Genomic DNA, 21,273 nt, shown 5'->3' on the forward strand with positions numbered 1-21,273 from the left:
GTCCTGCTGGTTGGCTGCACGCCCGGCAATGGCGGCGGCACATCTGGCGGCACCTCCGCAGCTGCGGGCCCCGCCGTGCCGGGCACCACTGCCCCGGCCGGCAGCAGCACCTCCGGGGCCACTCCGGGCGTGGGCCAGCCGACGGTGGCCCGAACGATCGACGCCGATCTGCAGGTGCCCTGGTCAACAGTCTTCCTGCCCGACGGCACCGCGGTCATTTCCGAACGCGACAGCGCCTTGCTCCGGACCATCGCGCCCGGCTCCGGCTCCGGCCGGGCCGGCACGCTGGGGAAGGTTCCCGACGTCGTGCCCGGCGGTGAAGGCGGGCTGCTGGGGCTGGCCCTGTCCCCGGACTTCGCTACGGACCGGTACCTCTACGCCTACTACACCGCCGCCAGCGACAACCGGATCGCGCGGCTGCCCCTCGTGGAGGACGCCGGGGCCCTGCGGCTCGGGGTCCCGGAGGTCATCTTCACCGGAATCCCCAAGGCCTCCACGCATAACGGCGGCCGGATCCGGTTCGGCCCGGACGGCTACCTGTATGTCGGCACCGGTGATTCGCAGCGCCGCGGCCAGCCCCAGGACCCCGGTGCCCTGGGCGGCAAGATCCTGCGCATCACGGCCGGGGGGCGCCCTGCACCGGGTAATCCGTTCGCCGGCAATCCGGTCTACAGCCTTGGCCACCGCAACGTCCAGGGACTCGCCTGGGACAGCGCCGGACGGCTGTGGGCAAGCGAATTTGGCCCCGACGTCGACGACGAGCTCAACCTGATTGTGCCGGGCGGCAACTACGGCTGGCCGGACGTGACGGGCGCCCCGCACCGCGCCGGCTTCCTGGACGCGAAGGTGGTGTGGCCCTCGACGGCGGATTCCTCTCCCAGCGGGCTTGAAATTGTCGGCGACACGGCCTACCTGGGCGCCCTGCGGGGCCAGCGCCTGTGGGCGGTGCCGCTGAATGGCGAGTTCGCCGGCGATCCTGTGGGCTATTTCACACGGGCGTACGGCCGGATCAGAGATGTTTCACTGGCTCCGGACGGCCTGCTCTGGGTGCTCAGCAACAACAAAAACCCTGATTTTGTGCTGGTTTTGAAGCTCCCTGAGTAGACCCCCTGGCAGCCGACCGGCCCGATTTCACACTCCGCCCAAACTCGTGTAGAGTTTCATGTCGTTGCGGAGAACAACGCGGGAACAAAAAGACCGCGGGGAACCAAAACAACAGATGCACCTCTAGCTCAACTGGCAGAGCAATTGACTCTTAATCAATGGGTTCCGGGTTCGAGTCCCGGGGGGTGCACCACGGAAAGAAACCCCGTCTTCACTGGCCGAAAGCCATGAAGGCGGGGTTTTTGTTTTGCCCGCATCGGGCCCGCGGGGATCGTTACAGGCTCTTTATTTCGACGCGGCGGCATGCTCGGACTGTGCCCACTCCTGCCCCTAAGAAACCGCAGCTGGTCCAGCACGGCACCCTAATGTTCGACGTGCGCCCTGCCGGCCGGGCCTGCCGGGCCTGCGGCGACGATGCGCGCCATGTGGGCGCCGTTCCTGGACTGAGGACCGCCCGGCCAGCTAGAAAGCCCTGCCGTTAGGAGCGGCAGGGCTTTCCTGGTGGTGGCCTGTGGGGATCAGCTTACGGCTGCCAGGCGCCGGTCTGCGGGCCGGGAACATCGAAGCGCTGGCCCTCGGGTTTAGGTTCCATAACGGTGAAGACGAGCAGGATGATGCCGCCGACGAACGGGACGAAGCCCAGGAACAGCATCCAGCCGCTGTAGTTGGCGTCATGGAGCCGCCGGACGGTCACGGCCAGGGACGGGACGAGAACCGCGAGGAACCAGATTGCTGCCAGGATCAACCCGATGACGTAGCCGGGCCCGGGAACGCTGGTGCCATGGGGGCCCACTTTCGCGCCGGCAGCGCCGCCGACGAGCATGATGACGTTCAGAACGACCGAGACGATGAAGGATGCGAGCGCCCACCACCAGTATTCGCTCCTGCTGGCCCGGCCCGTGAACGTCGCGTACTTCTTGAAGAACCTCGATACGGCCTCCGGCAGGGATGCACCGTAAAGGGGCGCCCAGAGCGGCACTGGCCCGTAAGCCTGGGCCGGGTACACCGGCGCGGAGTACGGGCTGGACGCCCATGCCGGGGTCTGCCGGGGCTGCTCACTCGGCCACTTCTGCTGGCCGGAGCCCTGAGGGGGCTGATGAAGATCTGACATGTCGTGCTCCTTCACTGGTGCGGATCCGAATCGGATCAGCGGACGTCGATTTCGGCTGAATCGGTGTACTTCGGGTCTTGGCTGAAAGGGGGGTCCTGGTTCTGCGGCGCGGAGGCATACGCCCGGGCGCGCTCGGCTTCGCGGCGCTGTGCCCGATGGATCTCGAGGCGGCAAACGGCGGGCACAGCTCTCCTTGTCACGTCGGCAGAGTTCCATGCTTCGGCTGCGGCCAGCTTCAACGGATCGGTGCCCGCAGCGCGGCGCTTGAGCTGCCGGATGACGGTGAGCCCGACGGCGGTCCAGAGCGGCAAGCTCCCCGATCCCCGGAACGGACGGGAGCCGGTCGATCAGCAGAGAAAGCAGGACGGTGCCGGCGACGGCGGCCATCCCCGACGCGCAGGAGCTTGGTGTCGAGGCTTAGGCTCCCCTGGGCGCCGGCGGGCGGGCAGCCGGCCCGGGCCAAGGCGGCCCGCCGTTTGCCTAGCCTGATGGCTGCGCCCAGGGCGATGACTGCCGGGGTATACAGGACGCCTGCCGCGACGAAGCTGGAGAGTTCGCCGGTGAGAAGGCCCGACCGAAGCGCCATGATTCCCCCAAATGATGCCGCCCCCAATAGGCGTCGATAGTCATCGTAACGGCGCTTGTCCATCAAAGGCAGTAAATGGCGCCCGCGGAATCCTATTCGACAAGGCATGAGGAGAGGGCTGCACCAGCGGCGGCGCCCTTTCAGACCGGGGCGACGCCGGTCAGGCACATGACCTTCCACCAGGCGTTGGGCTTGCGGACACCGGCCAATTATGGTGCCGAGCCCTGCTGCGGGCTGTCGGCCTCAGGCCCTAAGGAGCACTTACAGCACCTCCGCGCGGCGTCAGAACTCGACGCCGCGGACGAGAGTGAGGAGTTGATTCTTGGTTTGCTCGGTTGTCGGCCCCGCCGGGGAGATCAGGACCTGCGCGGTGAATGTCGCGAGGTTCTGGCCCCGGTCCACCGTGACGGACATGATCGTGACCGGAACGTCACTGGCCGGACGGAGGGACTTCGGGCCCGCAGGTTCGGTACCCATGTTGAAGAGCGCCCTGTCGCCGACGCCGTCAAGCGGCTCGCCGGACATGCCAGGGGCCAGCGCTGAGGCCGAACCCTTGAGGACTTCGACCGAGACGACAAGGGAGTCCGGGCCCGGCGTGCCCAAGTCGCCGAACGTGTAGCGGCAGTTGACCTCGCCCGGGAGGATCTGCGGCTGGGTCTTCGCCCCGAATGCCTGTTTGACCTCATCGGGACTGACCAGGACGCAGACCGGATTGTTCGTCGTGGCCGGGGGACCGACGGGCGGGGCGGCGGGGACGCTAAGAGTGGTGCCGTTGCCCCAGCCGGCGTCCACGGCCGCCTGCGAGAGCGCGCGGGCCATCGCGTCCCCGTCCGGGACGCCGGAACCGGCCATGGGCTAAGCCACGCAGGGCATCTCGAGGGTCCCGTTGCCCCGGACGGCCGTCAGGACGACATTCGCGGACGCGGCGCCGGCCTCACCGCGGAAGTAACCCGTCCATTGCAGGCACGCGAAGTCGCCGATGCCCGTGACCGGTGAACAGTCGGACGTCGACTTCGCTTTGGAAATGTCGGCCGCCGGTGCTGGAGACGTGAGCGCCATAGACAGCGCCGTCATACCTGTATCGGACTTGCTCGAATAGGTGCACAGGTAGGTCTTTCTTCCCAGCGGCCTGGCCGGGCTGATCTGGCCCACCGGCACAAGCCCGGGGACGGCCTTCGGCGCAATCTCCGGGGTGATGAGATCGCAGGCAGGGTTGCCCGTTCTGGATGAGGGGGTGGCCGACGACAGCGGCCCGCCTTGGCCCAGGGGCTGGGAGCACGCGGCGAGGATCAGTGCGAGCACTGCCACGAGCACTGCCACGAGCATGACGCCGAGTCGCGCCGGCCAGGACTGGCGGCTAGGCACGGGATGCCTTTCGAATTCCACGAGCGAGGCCCACCCGGGCATTGCCGGCGACCTGCACGGGCACCCCGACCACAAGGAACGCGCCGAGCACCTGGGCGCTCGTGCCGATCACCGCCGGCCAGCCGCCGTCGCGCCCCGGATCGAGGAAGCCGTAGGGATGCCAGCCATCGAGGGCACCGCGCATCCACGAGAAGATCAGGAACGCGACGGGGTAGCCCAGCCAGATGAGGGGCCGCTGCCACGGGCCGCGGACGGTGCGAGTGACGAGGAGCCAGGGAGAGTCAGGAGGCAGCGCCCGGTTGGCGCCCACGTTGCGTTCGACGGGGGGAATCAGCGTCAGTACATCACTCATGGCATCAGTGTGACGACGCGCGCGGCGCGGGTCCCCAGAGTCAAAAGGACCGGGCCGCCTCCATCTGCCCCGTCAGCTCAGGGTTCCCGCCGAATCGCAGCTGCCAGCTGGAAGTGGATGGGCAGCGACAGCTGCACCGGGTAAACGCCGACGGGCTCGTCGAGCAGCTCGTTGATCGAGGTCTGCCCTTCCAGCTCCACCGGCAGGTTTGCGTCCATCCCTCGAGCCTATCCGCGGCATGCGCCCGGGCCGGTGAGGGACACGGGGCGGGGACGGCGACGGCGCTCAACGGACCGGCCCCGTCAAGGCCGGTGGCAGCAGCCCGCTCCCCCGCCGGCACCGCCGCCGGCCGGCTGGTCCCGACACTAGCCAAGGGCGCTGACGAATTCCTCCGACTTCATGGGTGTGGAAAACATCGGGTAGTCGTAGGTGATGGCGTTCTCATGCTCTTCAATGGAGGTGGCCGCCACGCAGTCGCTGAGGGTGATCACCTGGTAGCCGTTCTCGTAGCCCGAACGCATGGTCGATTCCACGCAGCAGTTGGTCAGGAAGCCGCCGAGCGCAATCGTCTTGATCCCCTTGCTGCGCAGGATGAAGTCCAGGTTGGTGCTGGCAAAGGTATCCAGGCCCCGTTTGCCCTCAATGAGGATCTCGCCCTCCGCCGGAGCCAGCTCGTCGATGATCTGAGCGCCCCAGGTCCCCTTGACGAACACCTTGCCGTCGACAACACCCTTGAGGATGCCGTACGGGTGCGGGCCGAGTTCGTTGTAGCCCTCGGCGAAGGTGATCGGTGCATGCATGATCGTGGCCCCGGCGGCCCGCGCTGCTTCCACGACCAGGGCCGTGTTGGCCAGCATGCCGGTCTTTTCCATGACGGGCCGGACGGCGTCGTGCAGCCCCCCGCCCTCGGTCGCGAAGTCATTCTGGTATTCGATGAGCACAACGGCGGTGGTGTTCGGGTCAATCTGCACGGAAGCCTCCTGGTCGGTCCTGGGCCGCACGCCGTCGTGCGCGCCAGCCGCCGCCAGACTAGCCCCGCTGCCGGCGCCCCACAAGGCCCTGGCCCGCGGCTGGAATGCTCCGCGGGCCAGGCCCGCCGCTCAGGTCTCGTAAACGGTGGTGGCCGGGGGGCCGCCGCGGACAACGAGCACCGGGCAATGGGCGTGGTGGACCGTCTGCATGGAGACTGATCCGAGCAGCATGCCGGTGAATCCGCCGCGTCCATGCGAGCCGACAACAACGAGATCGGCCTGCTGTGAGGCGTCCACCAGGGCCGACGCCGGGTTCCCTTCAATGAGGCTGCCCGTGACTTCCGCACCGCGGTTCCCGACCCGCTCAAGCTCCTGATCCAGGACCGCCCGTGCGTCATCCTCGAAGCCCTGGTACTCCCACACCTGCCCGAGGGCGTCGCTGACGTACGGATAGTGCCACGCGGAGAGGGCAACGACGCGGCCGTTCCGCAGCCGGGCCTCGTCAACTGCCCAGTCCATGGCCGCCTGCGCTGACTCCGAACCGTCCACACCTACGACGATCCTGAAGGCGCCGTTACTGGAACTGCCCATGGGTGATTCCTCTCCTCGGGGTCCGCTGCTCCGCCATGTCAGCCGGGCGGGGACAGGCTCATCCTTGCACTGCCGGCACGGATCCGGGAAGAGCAGCAGGGCACTTTACCCTGCCGGGTAGGGTCCTGGCCCTGCAGGCGGCCATCGGAGGCAGCGGGAGCGTCCTACTGCGCGGCGGCGAGGCGCTCGGCGTCGGTGGCCGGGCCCGGGGGGGCCAGTCCCCTAGTTGGCGTCGACGGGCAGGCCGGGTTCCCCCGCGGTGACGATCGCCTTGACGTCCGGAGTGGAAATCCGGGTGGCCAGTTCCCTGACGACTGCCTGGAGTTCCTGCCTGAGCACATCCGGGTCGATTGAAGCGGCGGCGAGTACCGATCGTTCCATGTCTGCGGCTTCAGCCACGGCCTCCCGGCCGCGGTCCGTCAGCGACACCACGTGGCTGCGCCGGTCGGACGCACTTCGCTGCCGGGAGATGTGACCGTGTGCTTCCAGCCGGCTGAGGGTCTTCCCCATGGTCTGCGCCTGAACACGCACCAGTTGGGCCAGTTGGGCCTGCGTCATTGGTCCGTTGACGGAGAGCACTTCCATGGCGATGACTCCGGCATGGGTCAGGCCAATGGCACCCAGTTTCTCGTTCCAGGAGTGTTCAACAAGGCGTGCCGCCGTGGACAATAGGCGCCCAGTGGGCCAGCGATCCATATCAGGCATACCAACGAGTATAGCCAGCATAGGATTCGGCGCCTGCACCATCGCTCATTAGGCTGGGATTCCGCCAGCATAAGACTGCCTTGAGAAGGAGCACATCTTGCCTGAACGACTTATCCCCGGTGACCCGGCGCCAGCCTTCACGCTGAAGAATTCCGATGGCGTGGAGGTCTCCCTCGGGGATTTCCATGGCCGCAGCACGGTGGTCTACTTCTACCCGGCGGCCTCCACCCCCGGCTGCACGAAGGAGGCCTGCGATTTCCGCGATTCCCTGGCGTCCCTGCAGCAGGCCGGCTACGAAGTCGTCGGCATATCCCCCGACCCCGTGGAAAAGCTCGCCAAGTTCGCCGCCGCAGAGGCCCTGACCTTTCCGTTGCTGTCCGACCCGGACCATGCTGTCGCCGGTGCGTACGCGGCCTGGGGGGAGAAGAAGAACTATGGCAAGACCTACGAAGGGCTGATCCGGTCCACGGTCGTCGTCGACCCCGAAGGGAAGGTCCTCATGGCGCAGTACAACGTCCGGGCCACCGGGCATGTCGCTAAGCTCCGCCGGGACCTCAAGGTCGACGCCTAGGCACCGGATGGCGCCCGCCGGCGCCCGGGCAGGCAGCGAATCGGACGTCGCCGTCAGGTGCGTTGCGAAATGTACAATGGAGCCTGGCATCCGCCTTCGACGGTCCCAGGACCTGCCGAGTGACGGCGCCGCGCGCGAGTGGTGAAATTGGCAGACACGCAGGATTTAGGTTCCTGTGCCTTCGGGCGTGGGGGTTCAAATCCCCCCTTGCGCACATTAGGGAAAGCCCCGGTCTTCGGACCGGGGCTTTCTTTTCTTAACCGCCGACGCTCTGCAATGTCCCGCATGCCGCTGCCCTGAAACAAATGCTCAGCCGTCCCTGTCTTGCCGCCGGGTTGACCGCACGGGGCCCCGCACCCCCGGGCCGCCGGGCCGCCGGGGCCGCCCAAAGCGCCTGGAACCGCCTGAAACCGGGGCGGGGCGGCCAGAACCGACCGCGAAAAAAGAATTCCCATCCAGTACCCATCCGTTTCCCCCGACCCCGCGAATACCCATTGAGACACCAACCAAGGGTCGGTGCCCAACAAGTCGGAAAAGGGCCAAAGCGGTAATAGTCCGCCGCTGGCAATAATCGGCACAACAAAGGAGAAACCGAAATGCAGAACATCAAGCGCACGACACTTTCCGTTGCAGGTATCGCTGCTGCAGCCATGCTCAGCCTTACTGCCTGCGGCGGATCCACCACCACTGCGGCACCGAGCTCCTCGGCTCCGGCGTCCACACCGATGGCATCGAGCATGGCACCGTCGCCGTCCGCCAGCTCGGCAGCAGCCATGGATCCGGCCGCCAACCTTGTCGGTCCCGGCTGCGCAGCCTACGCCGCCCAGGTCCCCAGCGGCGCCGGCTCCGTCTCCGGAATGGCCCTCGACCCGGTGGCCGTTGCGGCGTCCAACAACCCCATCCTCACCACCCTGACCGCGGCTGTTTCCGGCAAGCTCAACCCGAAGGTCGATCTGGTGGACACGCTGAACGGCAGCGAATTCACTGTCTTCGCACCGACCGATGACGCTTTCAAGAAGATCGACGCCGCCACGATCGAAACGCTGAAGACGGACGATGCCCTGCTCAGCAAGATCCTGACCTACCACGTGGTGCCCGGCAAGATCAGCCCGGACAAGATCGTCGGCACGCACAAGACGGTCCAGGGCGGCACCATTACGGTCACCGGCACCAAGGACGCGCTCAAGGCTGACGACGCCAACGTCGTCTGCGGCGGCGTCATGACCGCCAACGCCACCGTCTACATGGTCGACTCGGTACTGATGCCCAAGTAGGCAGCACTGAACGCTCCTGCTGCGGTCCCAGCCTGACTCACTGGACCAACTGGGAGAAATGAAGGCCCGCACCGCTGGTGCGGGCCTTCATTTGTGTGCGCCGGGCAACCGCCCGGCACGGCCTCCCGGTGAGCCCGCCCGGTTCACAGCGATCCTCCCGGCCGGTCAACTAGAATGGGCCTGTTCCGCAGCCGGCGGTCCACCCAGAGCCCCCCGAGGTGATTCCCGAGTGCCCAGAAGTACAGTGACCAGCGGTACCGTGCGCGCCAGCACGGTACGAGCCCGTGCAGTGCGCCGCATTGCAGCCGGCGTCGGTGCCGTGCTCCTGATGCTGCCGCTCGCCGCATGCACCGGCGCCCCCGGACCAGGGCCAGGCTCCGCGTCCGCCCCGGCCAGCTCCACCGACGCAGCACCCAGCGCAGTTTTCACGTTCGGCACCGGCTCACAGCCGCTCGGGCTGGATCCGGCGGTTGTCTCCGATATTGAGTCGTACCGGATCACCCGCCAGGTCCTGGAAGGGCTCGTCGGGGTGGACCAGACCACCGGAGAGCCCACCCCTCTGCTGGCGACAGAGTGGAACACGAGCGACGAAGGCCGCGCCTACACGTTCAAGCTCCGCGGGAAAGTGGCCTTCCAGGACGGGACGGCCTTCGACGCCGCCGCAGTCTGCAGCAACTTCGACCGCTGGTTCAACTTCCCCGAAGCGCTGCGGAAGCAGGCTCCGGGGACCACGTTCAAGGGCGTCTTCAAGGCCCACGCCGATCAGGCGTCCCTTTCGATCTACAAGGGCTGCACCGCCCTGGCGCCGGACAACGTCAGGATCGAGTTGACCCAGCCCTTTACCGGGTTCCTGCAGGCCCTCACCCTGCCCGCCTTCGCCATCTCCTCGCCCCAGGCGCTCAAGTCACAGAACGCCGACGAACTGAACCAGAGCCGCGACGGCCAGCCGGTCTCCGCCTACGGGCTCCACCCGGTCGGTACCGGTCCGTACACCTTCAGTTCCTGGGACGCGGGCAGCGTCACGCTCACCAGCAACAAGGACTACTGGGGGGATAAAGGCCAGATCGGGACGATCCATTTCGTCACCTACGATCAGACCCAGACCCGGATGCAGGCCCTGCTTGACGGCAAGATCGACGCCTACGACGCCGTGACCGTCGGCAACTTCGACCAGCTCGTGAAGCGCGGCAAGCAGATCATCCAGCGGGATCCTTTCTCCGTCATGTATTTGGGCATGAACCAGGAAGTGCCCATCCTGCAGAACCTCAAGGTCCGTCAGGCCATCGAAATGGCGCTGGACAAGGACACCCTGATCCGCAGGTTCTTCATCGACAACACCGCCCAGGCGACCCAGTTCGTGCCGCCGAAGCTCAGCGGCTTCAACAACAACGCACCGTCCCTGGGCCACGATCCGGAAAAGGCCAAGGCGCTGCTGGCCGAGGCCGGTTACAAGGGCGAGGAACTGAAGTTCTACTACCCGCTGAACGTCACCCGGCCGTATCTGCCGACGCCGGAAAAGGTCTACGCGGAAATCAGCAAGCAGCTCACCGCCGTCGGACTGAACATCAAGCCGGTGCCGGTCGAGTGGTCCGAGGGCTACCTCCAGAAAGTCACTTCCCCCGGCGACCACGCCCTGCATTTGCTGGGCTGGAACGGTTCCTACTCCGACCCGGACAACTTCGTTGGCCCGCTCTTCGGCGAGAATACCGGCGAGTTCGGCTACCAGGACCCGCAGGTCTTCTCCAAGATCGCCCGGGCGCGCGGCCTGCCTGAGGGCAAGGAGCGGACCGAGCAGTACCAGACCATCAACGCACAGATCGCCGCCACGGTCCCCGCGGTGCCGATTGCCTTCCCGATCTCGGCGCTGGCCCTCTCGGACCGCGTGCTGAAGTACCCGGCCTCACCGGTCCTGAATGAAGTTTTCACGAAGGTGGAGCTAAAGCCTTGACTGACCGACCCAATTTCAGTATGAGGCCGCTGCGGGGATATTCTGTGACAGCCAGACCCGCTGCTATCGGAGACTGATTGTGACTTTCATTTCCAAGACCCAACATGCCGACGTCGTCCTGATTGGCGGCGGCATCATGAGCGCCACGCTCGGTGCTTTCCTGAAGCAGCTTGAGCCGAGCTGGACTATCTCCCTGTTCGAGAAGCTGGACGAGCCGGGTCTGGAAAGCTCCGGCCCCTGGAACAATGCCGGTACCGGCCATGCCGCGCTGTGTGAGCTTAATTACTCCCCCGCGGCCAAAGACGGTTCGGTGGACCCCGCCAAGGCCCTCCTCATTAACGAGCAGTTCCAGCTTTCCCGCCAGTTCTGGTCGCACCTCGTCACCAATGGCATGATCGGCTCCCCCAAGGGCTTCATCAATACTGTCCCGCACATGAGCTTCGTGATCGGCGAGGAGAACGCCAAGTTCCTGCGCACCCGCTACGAGGCGCTCAAACCGAACCCGCTGTTCCACTCGATGGAGTACTCCGAGGACCACGCCCAGATTGCCAAGTGGGCCCCCCTGATCGTCAAGGGCCGCGACCCGAAGCAGCGCATTGCCGCCACCCGCGCCGCGGAAGGGACCGACGTCGACTTCGGCGCCCTGACCCGTGAGCTGACCACCTACCTCGGGAACAACGGCGTCGAGGTCAACTACGGCCACAATGTCGCCGGTATCAAGCGCGCTTCCGACGGCGGCTGGGATCTCGCGATCAAGCACCCCGGGTCCGGCGAGCACGGCTCGATCCACGCGAAGTTCGTCTTCGTGGGCGCCGGTGGCGGAGCGCTGCACCTGCTGCAGGCCTCCGGCATTCCGGAAGGCAAAGGGTACGGTGGCTTCCCGGTCTCCGGCCAGTTCTTCCGCTGCACCGACGAGACCCTTGCGGCCCAGCACAGCGCCAAGGTCTATGGCCAGGCGTCCGTCGGCGCCCCGCCCATGTCGGTACCGCACCTGGACACCCGCTTCGTCAACGGCAAGCGCTCACTGCTCTTCGGCCCGTACGCCGGGTTCTCCACGAACTTCCTGAAGCAGGGCTCGTACCTGGACCTGCCGCTCTCGATCCGGCCCTCCAACATCATCCCGATGCTGGCCGTGGGCAAGGACAACATGGACCTCACCGCGTACCTGATCAAGGAAGTCGCCAAGCGGCACGGCGCCAAGGTTGAGGCCCTGCGCGAGTACTACCCCACCGCAAAAGACGGCGACTGGGAACTCATCACCGCCGGCCAGCGTGTACAGATCATCAAGAAGGATCCGAAGAAGGGCGGCGTGCTGCAGTTCGGCACTGAAGTCATCGCCGGCCGCGACGGTTCCATCGGCGCCCTGCTGGGTGCGTCCCCGGGCGCGTCCACCGCGGTGCCGATCATGATCGAGCTGCTTCAGAAGTCCTTCCCGAAGCAGTTCAAGGGCTGGCAGCCCCGGTTCAAGGAGATGATGCCCGGGTACGGCGTCAAGCTCAACGACAACCCGGACCTCGCCGCCCAGCTCGAAGCGGCCACGGCCAAGGCACTGCAGCTGGAACCGGTCAACACGCGCAACTGACGCCCACTCCGGGTTGCGGTCGGTTTGATCCCTTTGAAGCACGTCCGTCGACCCATCAGGAGACAATGAGATGTTCCGGCTCGCAAAGCTGTCACTGGCCAACCGGGCCCTGATTGCGCTGGTGACCGTCTTCGCGGCGGTCTTCGGCGTGATCACGATGTCCTCGCTGAAGCAGGAGCTCATCCCGTCCATCGAGTTCCCGCAGATCACGGTGATCACGTCGATGCCGGGCGCCTCCCCGGAAGTGGTGGACAAACAGGTCAGCAGCCCGCTGGAGACGGCGCTCAGGGGCGTGGAGGGCCTGGAGTCGACAACGTCCACTTCGCGCAACGGTGTCTCCCAGATCAGCATGGCGTTCACCTATGGTTCGAACCTGGACCGTGCCCGGAACCAGATCGACCGGGCCATCTCCAACGCCAAACGGTCGCTGCCCGACGACGTCCAGCCCCAGGCGATCGCCGGCAGCATCAGCGATTTCCCGATCGTCTTCCTCGCGGTCTCGTCCGACAAGCCCCTGAGCGAGCTGAACGCCGACCTGTCCCGGCTCACCGTGCCGCGGCTGCAAAAGATCGACGGCGTCCGCGGCGCCGACGTCACCGGCGGCGCCACGGAGCACATCAAGATCCTCCCCCGCCCCGCGGCCATGGCGGCCTCTGGTGCGAGCGTCCAGTCCATCAGCGAGGCGCTGAAGAACAACGGGTCCCTCGTTCCCGCCGGCACCATCGAGGAACAGGGCAAGACTCTTTCGCTGCAGATCGGCAGCCCGGTCGACTCGCTCGAGGCGATCAAGGCGCTCCCGCTCGGCGGCGCCAAGAACGCCGCGACTATCGGCAGCGTCGCGGACGTCAGTATCGCCGAGGATGCCCGCACCTCCATCACCCGGACCAACGGCCAGGAAACCCTCGCCCTCTCCGTCACCAAAAAGCCCGAAGGCGACACAGTCGCCATCTCCCACGCGGTCAAGGATTCCATCCCGCAACTCGAGGCCGAGCTTGGCTCCAACGCCCGGTTCACGCCGATCTTTGACCAGGCACCGTTCATCGAGAAGTCCATCAAGGACCTCACCACGGAGGGCCTGCTCGGCCTGGGCTTCGCCGTTGGGGTGATCCTGGTGTTCCTGATGTCCGTCCGCGCCACCCTGGTCACGGCGGTTTCCATCCCGCTGTCACTGCTGATCACGTTCATTGGGCTTTCGGCCACCGGCTACTCGCTGAACATCCTGACCCTCGGCGCGCTCACCATCGCGATCGGCCGCGTCGTGGACGACTCGATCGTGGTGATCGAGAACATCAAACGCCATCTGAGCTACGGCGAGGCGAAGATCACGGCGATCCAGACGTCCATCCGCGAAGTCGCCGGCGCCATCACGGCCTCCACCCTCACCACCGTGGCCGTGTTTCTGCCGATCGCCTTTGTGGCCGGACTGGCCGGAGAACTGTTCCGGCCGTTCGCGCTGACCGTCACTATCGCTCTGCTGTCCTCGCTGCTCGTTTCCCTGACCATCGTCCCAGTGCTGGCCTACTGGTTCCTGCGCAACCCCGCCGACAGGGCGGGCACAGCCCGGGAAGCCACAGCCCAGGAAGCCTCTGCCCGGGAAATCGCCGCGACCGCCCATGAGGCGGAGCAACGCACCGTCCTGCAACGCGGCTACCTGCCGATCCTGACGAAGACCCAGAAGCATCCGGTGGTGACCCTGATCGCGGCCCTGCTGGTCCTCGGCGGCACCGCCGCCATGACTCCGCTGCTGGCCACCGACCTGCTGGGCAACTCCGGCGAAAACAGCATGACCGTCAAGCAGGCGCTCCCCGCCGGGACCAGCCTCGCCGAGGCCAGCGCCTCAGCGATCAAGGTTGAGGAGGTGCTGCGGGGCATCGACGGGGTCAAGGACGTCCAGGCCACCACCGGCAACGCCCAGACCGGCTTCTCAGCGCTGCTGTCAGCCGGCGCCTCGAACTCCAGCTTCACCGTGGTGACGGAGGAGAAAGCCAACCAGTCCAAACTCAAGGACACCGTCCGCAGCGAACTCGCCAGGATCCCTGACTCGGGCAAGATCACCGTGGGCTCGCAGCAGGGCGGCTTCGGCACGTCATCGACCGTGGACATCACGCTCAAGGCCGCAACGACCGCCGATCTGCGGACGGCGAGCGACACCATGGTCCAGGGGATGGACGGTGTCCCCGGCGCCTCCGAGGTCGCCACCAACCTGGCCGCCAGCCAGCCGGTGGTGCAGGTCAAGGTGGACCGGGCCAAAGCCGTCGCCGCGGGCCTGAGCGAGCAACAGGTGGCAGGGGTGCTTGCCTCCACCATCAGCCCCATCCCGGCCGGTACCGTGCGCATCGACACCAACGATTTCCCGGTCCGCATCGGCGAAGGGACGCGCTTCACCAGCATCGACGCCGTCCGGCAGACCCCGCTGCCGACGCCGGCAGGTCCCGTGCCTCTGGTCAGCATCGCCTCCGTGGAGCAGGTCGACGTTCCGGTCTCGATTACCGCCAGCAACGGCCAGCGGACTGCACGCGTGTCCGTCACGCCGTCGGGCGCCAACCTCGGCGCGGTGAGCACCGAAGTGCAGGCCAGGCTCAAGACCGTCCAGCTGCCCGCCGGTGTCACCGCAGAAATCGGCGGCGCCACGACCCAGCAGGCCGAATCCTTCGCCCAGCTCGGCCTCGCCCTGCTGGCCGCCATCGCCATCGTCTACGTGATCATGGTGGCCACCTTTAAGTCGCTCATCCAGCCGCTGATCCTGCTGGTCTCCGTGCCGTTCGCGGCCACCGGCGCCATCGGGCTGCTGCTCATCACCGGAGTGCCGCTGGGCCTGCCCTCACTGATCGGCATGCTGATGCTGGTGGGCATCGTGGTCACCAACGCGATTGTGCTGATCGACCTCATCAACCAATACCGCCAGCCGCGGAACGGCGAGCCCGGGATGAGCGTGGCGGACGCGATCACGCATGGCGCCCGCCAGCGGCTCCGGCCGATCCTGATGACGGCGTTGGCCACCGTGTTCGCGCTGACACCGATGGCCCTGGGCCTGACCGGCGGCGGGGGTTTCATCTCCCAGCCGCTCGCCATCGTCGTGATCGGCGGCCTGATCTCCTCCACCGCCCTGACCCTGGTCCTGGTCCCGGTGCTGTACCGCCTGGTGGAGGGCCGGCGCGAGCGGAAGGCCCTGGCCAAGGCGGCGGCGCGCGGCGAAGCGGGCGGCGGCCAGGACGCCGGGGCGTCCCCTGCCCGCGGCCGCCGGGCCGCCCCCGGAGCCGTCCCCGACGACTTCCCGGACGACATTTCCGACGACGCACGCCTCCCCACCGGCTCGCGTTAGCGCTGCGGGCTCCAGCCCCTAGGACCCGGTCAGGGCCGAGCTTCGTTGCCGGGGTGTCGCCCGTGTTTTACGGTGGGTCCCCCGCGCGGGTCCGGGCGCTATGCTCAGCTTTTCGTCGCTGCGGTGACGGGGGCCGCTGGAAATTCCGGCGGGGCGTGGGTCCCGTGCCGCGGGGATGAACATCTCGCGCGCCGGGTTGCCGACGTAGCTCGTGCCTTCCGGGACGTCCTCGCCTTTCATCAGGAAACCGTCGGCCCCGAGAGTGGATCCGTCGTGCATCGTCACCCCGTAGTGGACGAAGGCTGTGACGCCCAGGGTGCAGCGGTTGCCCAGGGTGATGCGGTCCGACTTGAAGGTTCCGTCTTCCAGCGAATGACCCTGGATAACCGTTCCCTCGTTGAGCGCGCAGTCATCACCGATGGTCACGAGCGTTTTTTCCGGGATGCCGCAGCCGGGGTCGAAGAGCCGCCTGCCAACTTTGATGCCCAACATCCTCATGAACATCGGCCGGAAAGGTGTGCCGCCGAACGGCGCCCCGGTCACCATCTTCCAGAGCCGTTCGTGCTGCCAGAAGTAGTGGTCGTAGATGGAACAGTATTCGGGCTTCAGCCGGCGGAATCCCATGACGGAGCGCTCAACCACGATGGAGAAGAACGTGCTGAACAGCCTGAAGCCGAGCAGGGCGGCGGCAACCGCCAGCACGCCGATGTAGCCGCTCGCTGTGACGGCGGCCGCGCCGCTGAGCGTGCCGACATACAGCAGGACCCAGTTTTTGGCCAGGAACAGGGCCATGGTTCGGACGTTGTACCGGTTCTTTGCCGGGAGGAGGCGGTTTTTCGCCTCCTCAAGCTTCAATTCATCGAACTCGGCGTCACGCTGCACCGACCGGGGGATTTCGAACGGCGGTGATCCCAGCAGGCCCACATCCGACCGGACCGGGCCGTCGATCGGCACCATCACCTTGGTGCCGAGCAGGCAGTTCTCCCCCACACGGGCTCCGATCGGGAAGTTGATGTTGTTCCCGAGGAAGTTGCGGCCGGCGACGCTGACGTGTGAGAGGCGGAACGACGTACTGGTGAAGTCCACATTCATCAAGTTGAGCCCGTCCGAGGCCATGGTTCCGGATCCGACGCTGCTCAGGAACGGTGACTCGTGGGCCACCGCCGGACCGAAGTTTGATCCGGTCTGCACCACTTTGCCGAGGTCGTAGCCCAGTGCCTGCAGGTAGTGCACGATGTAGGAGCTGTCGCCAAAGAGACTCTTGTACAGCGGGACGTTGGAGATCCCGGACATCATCCGCTGCAGGGAATAGTGCAGCCCGTAGAGCGGATAGACCTTGCCCGGCTTGAGGAACACGTTCAGCAAACGCGGAACGGTCAGGACAAAGATAAGGCCACCGATCACCCCGGCGAGGAAGACGAGCAGGGTGGAAGCCATAACCTCGACAAAGAACGTGCCTGCGCCCAGTTGGAGGTGCCCGGTGTCCAGATAGGCAGGCAGGAACGCTGCCAGCCCGAGGACGGCGACGGGAACCACCAGGACCAGGCGGTTGAACAGCTGCAGCAGGCTGAAGATCACCCTCCTGCGGGTGCCGCAGTCGGCTGGTGGGACCCGCCGGTAGTCGGTGCTGGTTCGTTCTGCCGGGGAACCATGCCAGGTTTGTCCATCGGGGACGGCCTGTCCTGTGTGCAGCGCCGAAGAGTGTCCAAGCTGGGTGTCGTCTCCCATCGACGTGCCGATGTCAAAAGTGGTCGTTTCGGAGACGAGGACATTCTTGCCCAACGTCACCGGGCCTTTCTCGATGGTGCCCGGGATTGCCCGATAGCAGAGAAGGTAGGAGTGCTTATGGATGACGGTGTCATCGCCGATGGTGAGCAGGTCCGTGCACACGGGCACCGTCCGGGAGAAGATCACGACGCCCTTGCCGATCTTTGCCCCGAGAAGCCGCAGGTACAGCACGTAGAGGGGTGAGCCGGCAAAGAGCACGAGGGGGTTTGCCCGCGTAAGGGTCTTGACAGCCCAGAACCGGAGGTAGGCCATACTCCAGATGGGGATCTGCCCCGGCTTCCACCGCCCCACCAGGACCCACTTGGCGAGGACCGGCGTCAGGGACAGGACCACGAAAGTGGCGGCGCCGAAACCGATGGACCGCAACCACATGTCGATCGGAGTGGCTGCCGCGGACACCCATTCGAAGCCGAAAACCAGCAGCCACGCGGCGTACATCGTGTACCCCAGGAAAACCAGCAATTGGATTGCACCGCACAGCACGTACTGGAGGGTGCTGACGCGGGGCATCGGTGCCGGCGGGGGCGCCAGCTCAGCGGCAGGCGCGGCCGGTTCCAGTGCAGCCTCGAGGCGCATGGCCTCCAGGCGCTCGGCAAGCTGCCGCACCGTCGGGTTCTTATAGATGTCCTGCATGGCCGCCGGCGGCAGATCGGTCTCCCTCCTGACCCGCGCGCAGAAGTGCGCCATCAGGAGTGAGTCGGCACCCAGATCGTTGAAGAAGTGCGCATCCGTGGACACTTTCTCAATCCCCAGCACGGCGCCAAGCTGCTCCGCCAGTGCCTCTTCGGCGGCGGTTGCCGGGGCCGTATAGGACCCGTCGCCCGCCGCGCTGAGCCGGTGCGTCGGCCGGGGTAAACGCTTTCGGTCCACCTTGCCGCTGGCCATCATCGGCATGGACTCAAGCTCCTCAAAATACGCCGGAACCATGTAGCCGGGAAGCCTCGTGCGGAGCATCTCCCGGATCTCACGGGCGTCAACGCCGGCCACGTCCTGGCGGGGCGTGTAGTACGCGGCCAGTTCCACTGATCCGTTCTCCGTCGCGAAGGTCTCAACGACTCCCTGCGCGATTCCGGGAAGCTGCAGGAGCAGGGACTCGATTTCGGTCAGTTCGATGCGGTAGCCGCGTATTTTGACCTGGGTATCGATCCGCCCGAAATATTCGATTTCCCCGTCGGCGTTGATCCGGCCCAGGTCCCCGGTCCGGTATATCCGGCCGGAAGGATTGTTCCCGATTCCGAGGAAGTCCGGGATGAAGGCCTGCTCCGTGAGGTCCGGCCGGTTGACGTAGCCCCGCGCCAGCCCGACCCCTGCCAGGCCGATCTCCCCCGATTCCCCTGGCGGCAAGGCCCGGGATTCATGGGGGTCCAGGATGACAGCCGAGTAGGTGGGCAGGGGCACTCCCAGCGACACCGGCCTGTCGGGGGCAAGGAGCGCCCACGTGGCCGTGACGGTCGCTTCGGTGGGTCCGTAGACATTCAGGAAGCGACGTCCGGGGCGGTGCCAGCGCGTGACGAGGTCCCTCGGGCAAGCCTCGCCGGAGACCAGCAGGAACCGGAGCCCGGGCAGGTCATCGTCAAGGGTCGCCAGCAGGGTCGGAACGCAGCAAAGGGCTGAGATGCGCTTGTCCTGCAGGTACTCCGCGAGTTCGGCGCCCAGCAGGCTGGGTCCGACCGGCTTGGGCACCAGGGTGGCCCCTGCCATCCAGGAGACCCAGATTTCCTCCACCGAAAAATCGAAGGCGATCGTCATTCCCTGATAAACGCGGTCCGACGGCTCAATTCCGTAGATTGCGGACGCAACACGGACGAAATTGCAGATACTGGCATGCTCGACTGCCACACCCTTCGGCCGGCCGGTCGAACCGGAAGTGTAGATAATGTAGGCCAGCTCATCATCCTTTCCGCCCATTTCCGTGCCGTTCATGCGGGCCGGGTCTTCGGCGTCGACGTGCTCCTGGACGAGATCGAGACACACGGTCGCTGCGGCCACCTCAGGCAGAAGGTCCTTCAGATGTGAGAGGGAGAGGACCAGCGCCACATCGGCGTCTTCCACGATGTACTTCAGCCGGTCCGAGGGGAACCCTGCATCCAGGGGTACATAGGCGGCGTGGATCTTCAGCACGGCAAGCATCGCCACGTAGGCGCGCCACGGCTGGTCAAACAGCAACGCGATGCGGTCCCCCGGCCTGGCTCCACAGGACAGAAGATGGCGCGCAAGCTGGTTCGCCCGCCCATCCAGCTCCAGATAGCTCAGGACGACGTCGTCGGCGTCCACCGCAATCTGGGCCTCCACCCGGTCACAGAGATCCTCAAACAGCTGGTCCAGCCGTTCGCCCTGTTGCCAGCGGGCGGCCTGATCCGAAGCAGCCGATGTCAGGACCTTACCCTCCACCGGTCCGCCGTCGGACAGCATCTTGCCCCGCAACTCCGCGGGGGCGGTAACGCCAGTGCGGACTTTCACCGTTTTGCTCATATTTGCCTCCTTCTGAAGAAGTGACGTGCCGCCGACAGATCGCTCATCTCCCGAAGGCTCAGACCGGACTGCGGTGTTGTGCAGGAGTTGGTGTGCTCTCAGCCGCTCCGCGAGGCGTGGCTCGCCGCCAACCCGCGAAGACGATGGCCCGGGTCATGGCCCCAGCGGGGGTCGCCGTCCAGGTCCCGGCCGTGGGACGCCGGGGAGCCAGACCTAGCGGTCTGCCCGACCGCCGGGGCCATGCCGAACGCCAGCCGGACGACGCGTTCGGCTTCCTCGAGCCGCTCCGCGCGGGTGATTGCCGCGACATAGGTCTCCGATATTTCGACCAAGTCGACGTCTATACCGGCCTCCGACAGGGTCCACAGGAAGGTGCAAACGACGTCGGGCGAAGACCGCATCCCCACCCCGGTGACGGACACCCTGCCGACTTCGCCGCGGTGCTGCAGACCCTCGAATCCTATGGTCGATTGGGCTGCACCCAGCACAGCGAGGGCGGGTGACGCCTCCAGTGCCGGGATTATCAAGCCAACGTCGGAACGCCTGGAACCTGTTCCGTTCGCGCTCTGGACGATTGTCTGGACGTTCACCCCTGACCGCGAAAGCACCTGGAACAGGCGCGCCATGCTGTCCGGTTGTTGGGGGACTCCCAGAACGATGACCTTCGCAGCCGAGTTGACTCCACCCACTCCCGTCACGACGGGTTGCTCTCTGACGGGCTTGCGGAACGGGTGGCGGTCGAGGCCCGGCAGGATCAGCGTTCCCAGTTCCGGAACGAACGAGGACCTCACGTGGATCGGAATACCGAATCGGCGGGCGTATTCCACACACCTCAGGTGGAGCACCTTGCATCCGGACGCCGCGAACTCCAGCATGACTTCGCTCGAGAGCACCCCTATCTTGCGGGCTCTCGGGACAATCCGCGGATCCGCGGTGTAGACACCGTCCACATCCGTATAGATCTCGCAGATGCCCGCGCCCAGGGCCGCGGCCAGCGCAACTGCCGTGAGGTCCGAGCCACCCCGGCCAAGGGTGGTCACCCTCTTCCCTTTCCTCGTCCTTCCCTGAAACCCCGCAACAATCGGGAGTTCCCCGCGGGCCAGGGAGGTGCGGATGCGGTCGGGTCTGACGTCGGTGATCTGGGCCTTGCCGTGAACGTTGTCGGTGATGAGGCCCGCCATGCTGCCCGTAAAGGTAACGGGCGCGTGGCCAAGATCTGCCAGTGCGATGGCCAGCAGGGCCGAGGACACAAGTTCGCCCGTGCTCAGCAGCGCATCGAGGTCGCTGGGACGCGGCCTGCGGGAAACTCCAGCGGCCAGATCGCACAGTTCATCGGTCGTGTCGCCCATGGCGGACACGACCGCCACAACCTGGTAGCCGTTCTTCCGCGTCATGGCTATACGCTGGGCCGCACGGAGGATGCCCGAGGGGTCCGCAAGGGATGAGCCCCCGTGGCGAGTAGCGCTTGATGGTAGCGCGAGTCCAAACACCTGGTAGCGCAGTTCTGACGAGGTGGTAGCGGCCCGGGCGC

17 protein-coding genes and 2 tRNA genes are annotated in these 21,273 nt (G+C 66.2%); 8 read left to right on the forward strand and 11 right to left on the reverse strand.

All coding sequences use genetic code 11. The annotated features are described in order from the left end of the window. Positions 1–3 precede the first annotated feature (3 nt). Both BJQ90_RS10535 and BJQ90_RS10540 read left to right on the forward strand, forming a co-directional pair. Positions 4–1,104: a PQQ-dependent sugar dehydrogenase gene (locus tag BJQ90_RS10535; protein ID WP_226760250.1), complete on the forward strand. Its 1,101-nt coding sequence runs from the start codon at positions 4–6 to the stop codon at positions 1,102–1,104. 117 nt (positions 1,105–1,221) lie between these two features. After that, positions 1,222–1,297: transfer RNA gene (locus BJQ90_RS10540), tRNA-Lys, on the forward strand. A 330-nt stretch (positions 1,298–1,627) separates the two neighbouring features. Here the strand turns inward: BJQ90_RS10540 and BJQ90_RS10545 are convergent. The 9 genes from BJQ90_RS10545 to BJQ90_RS10585 all read right to left on the reverse strand — a co-directional run bounded on the left by BJQ90_RS10545 (position 1,628) and on the right by BJQ90_RS10585 (position 6,776). Further along, positions 1,628–2,215, reverse strand: coding sequence for a DUF805 domain-containing protein (locus BJQ90_RS10545; protein ID WP_226760237.1), 588 nt, complete (start codon positions 2,213–2,215; stop codon positions 1,628–1,630). A gap of 35 nt (positions 2,216–2,250) precedes the next feature. Then, positions 2,251–2,526 carry a hypothetical protein gene (locus tag BJQ90_RS10550; RefSeq protein WP_226760238.1) on the reverse strand — a complete coding sequence of 92 codons (276 nt, stop codon included), beginning with the start codon at positions 2,524–2,526 and terminating at the stop codon, positions 2,251–2,253. A 557-nt stretch (positions 2,527–3,083) separates the two neighbouring features. Next, on the reverse strand, positions 3,084–3,653 hold the full coding sequence (locus tag BJQ90_RS10555) for a hypothetical protein (RefSeq protein WP_226760239.1): 570 nt from the start codon (positions 3,651–3,653) through the stop codon (positions 3,084–3,086). Between the two features lie 3 nt (positions 3,654–3,656). Continuing rightward, positions 3,657–4,166, reverse strand: a complete 510-nt coding sequence (locus BJQ90_RS10560; protein WP_226760240.1) for a hypothetical protein — start codon at positions 4,164–4,166, stop codon at positions 3,657–3,659. Further along, entirely contained in the window at positions 4,159–4,518 is a 360-nt protein-coding gene (locus BJQ90_RS10565; RefSeq protein WP_226760241.1) for a Pr6Pr family membrane protein, read from the reverse strand. Before BJQ90_RS10565 ends, BJQ90_RS10560 begins: the two co-directional genes overlap by 8 nt. Before the next feature lie 77 nt (positions 4,519–4,595). Then, positions 4,596–4,736 carry a hypothetical protein gene (locus BJQ90_RS10570; protein ID WP_226760242.1) on the reverse strand — a complete coding sequence of 47 codons (141 nt, stop codon included), beginning with the start codon at positions 4,734–4,736 and terminating at the stop codon, positions 4,596–4,598. Positions 4,737–4,883: 147 nt separating this feature from the next. Further along, a complete protein-coding gene (locus BJQ90_RS10575; RefSeq protein ID WP_226760243.1) occupies positions 4,884–5,489 on the reverse strand; it encodes a cysteine hydrolase in 606 nt (201 codons plus the stop codon). 129 nt (positions 5,490–5,618) lie between these two features. Beyond that, positions 5,619–6,080: a universal stress protein gene (locus BJQ90_RS10580; protein ID WP_226760244.1), complete on the reverse strand. Its 462-nt coding sequence runs from the start codon at positions 6,078–6,080 to the stop codon at positions 5,619–5,621. 222 nt (positions 6,081–6,302) lie between these two features. Then, positions 6,303–6,776 carry a MarR family winged helix-turn-helix transcriptional regulator gene (locus tag BJQ90_RS10585; protein WP_226760251.1) on the reverse strand — a complete coding sequence of 158 codons (474 nt, stop codon included), beginning with the start codon at positions 6,774–6,776 and terminating at the stop codon, positions 6,303–6,305. Positions 6,777–6,882: 106 nt separating this feature from the next. On the opposite strand from BJQ90_RS10585, the gene bcp reads away from it, so the two are divergent. The 6 genes from bcp (at position 6,883) to BJQ90_RS10615 (ending at position 15,482) form a co-directional block, all read left to right on the forward strand. Further along, a complete protein-coding gene (gene bcp / locus BJQ90_RS10590) occupies positions 6,883–7,356 on the forward strand; it encodes a thioredoxin-dependent thiol peroxidase (RefSeq protein ID WP_226760245.1) in 474 nt (157 codons plus the stop codon). Between the two features lie 132 nt (positions 7,357–7,488). Continuing rightward, positions 7,489–7,570 (forward strand) — tRNA-Leu (locus tag BJQ90_RS10595). Between the two features lie 382 nt (positions 7,571–7,952). Continuing rightward, positions 7,953–8,630 carry a fasciclin domain-containing protein gene (locus BJQ90_RS10600; protein WP_226760246.1) on the forward strand — a complete coding sequence of 226 codons (678 nt, stop codon included), beginning with the start codon at positions 7,953–7,955 and terminating at the stop codon, positions 8,628–8,630. Between the two features lie 328 nt (positions 8,631–8,958). Then, on the forward strand, positions 8,959–10,578 hold the full coding sequence (locus BJQ90_RS10605; protein ID WP_226760252.1) for an ABC transporter substrate-binding protein: 1,620 nt from the start codon (positions 8,959–8,961) through the stop codon (positions 10,576–10,578). Between the two features lie 79 nt (positions 10,579–10,657). Beyond that, positions 10,658–12,160, forward strand: a complete 1,503-nt coding sequence (locus BJQ90_RS10610; protein ID WP_226760247.1) for a malate:quinone oxidoreductase — start codon at positions 10,658–10,660, stop codon at positions 12,158–12,160. A 70-nt stretch (positions 12,161–12,230) separates the two neighbouring features. Next, positions 12,231–15,482, forward strand: a complete 3,252-nt coding sequence (locus tag BJQ90_RS10615; protein WP_226760248.1) for an efflux RND transporter permease subunit — start codon at positions 12,231–12,233, stop codon at positions 15,480–15,482. Positions 15,483–15,500: 18 nt separating this feature from the next. Here the strand turns inward: BJQ90_RS10615 and BJQ90_RS10620 are convergent, their stop codons facing one another. Together BJQ90_RS10620 and BJQ90_RS10625 are read right to left on the reverse strand one after the other, a co-directional pair. Continuing rightward, positions 15,501–19,742, reverse strand: coding sequence for a Pls/PosA family non-ribosomal peptide synthetase (locus BJQ90_RS10620; RefSeq protein WP_226760249.1), 4,242 nt, complete (start codon positions 19,740–19,742; stop codon positions 15,501–15,503). 98 nt (positions 19,743–19,840) lie between these two features. Beyond that, on the reverse strand, positions 19,841–21,232 hold the full coding sequence (locus BJQ90_RS10625; RefSeq protein ID WP_226760253.1) for an aspartate kinase: 1,392 nt from the start codon (positions 21,230–21,232) through the stop codon (positions 19,841–19,843). Positions 21,233–21,273 lie beyond the last annotated feature (41 nt).

The organism is Arthrobacter sp. SO3, assembly GCF_020532825.1.
GTDB lineage: Bacteria > Actinomycetota > Actinomycetes > Actinomycetales > Micrococcaceae > Arthrobacter.

Coding starts and splice junctions, on each gene's coding strand:
- BJQ90_RS10545 (WP_226760237.1), bottom strand. CDS start 2,215: ATGTCAGATCTTCATCAGCCCCCTCAGGGCTCCGGCCAGCAGAAGTGG.
- BJQ90_RS10555 (WP_226760239.1), bottom strand. CDS start 3,653: ATGGCCGGTTCCGGCGTCCCGGACGGGGACGCGATGGCCCGCGCGCTC.
- BJQ90_RS10565 (WP_226760241.1), bottom strand. CDS start 4,518: ATGAGTGATGTACTGACGCTGATTCCCCCCGTCGAACGCAACGTGGGC.
- BJQ90_RS10570 (WP_226760242.1), bottom strand. CDS start 4,736: ATGGACGCAAACCTGCCGGTGGAGCTGGAAGGGCAGACCTCGATCAAC.
- BJQ90_RS10580 (WP_226760244.1), bottom strand. CDS start 6,080: ATGGGCAGTTCCAGTAACGGCGCCTTCAGGATCGTCGTAGGTGTGGAC.
- BJQ90_RS10585 (WP_226760251.1), bottom strand. CDS start 6,776: ATGGATCGCTGGCCCACTGGGCGCCTATTGTCCACGGCGGCACGCCTT.
- BJQ90_RS10600 (WP_226760246.1), top strand. CDS start 7,953: ATGCAGAACATCAAGCGCACGACACTTTCCGTTGCAGGTATCGCTGCT.
- BJQ90_RS10605 (WP_226760252.1), top strand. CDS start 8,959: ATGCTGCCGCTCGCCGCATGCACCGGCGCCCCCGGACCAGGGCCAGGC.
- BJQ90_RS10615 (WP_226760248.1), top strand. CDS start 12,231: ATGTTCCGGCTCGCAAAGCTGTCACTGGCCAACCGGGCCCTGATTGCG.
- BJQ90_RS10620 (WP_226760249.1), bottom strand. CDS start 19,742: ATGAGCAAAACGGTGAAAGTCCGCACTGGCGTTACCGCCCCCGCGGAG.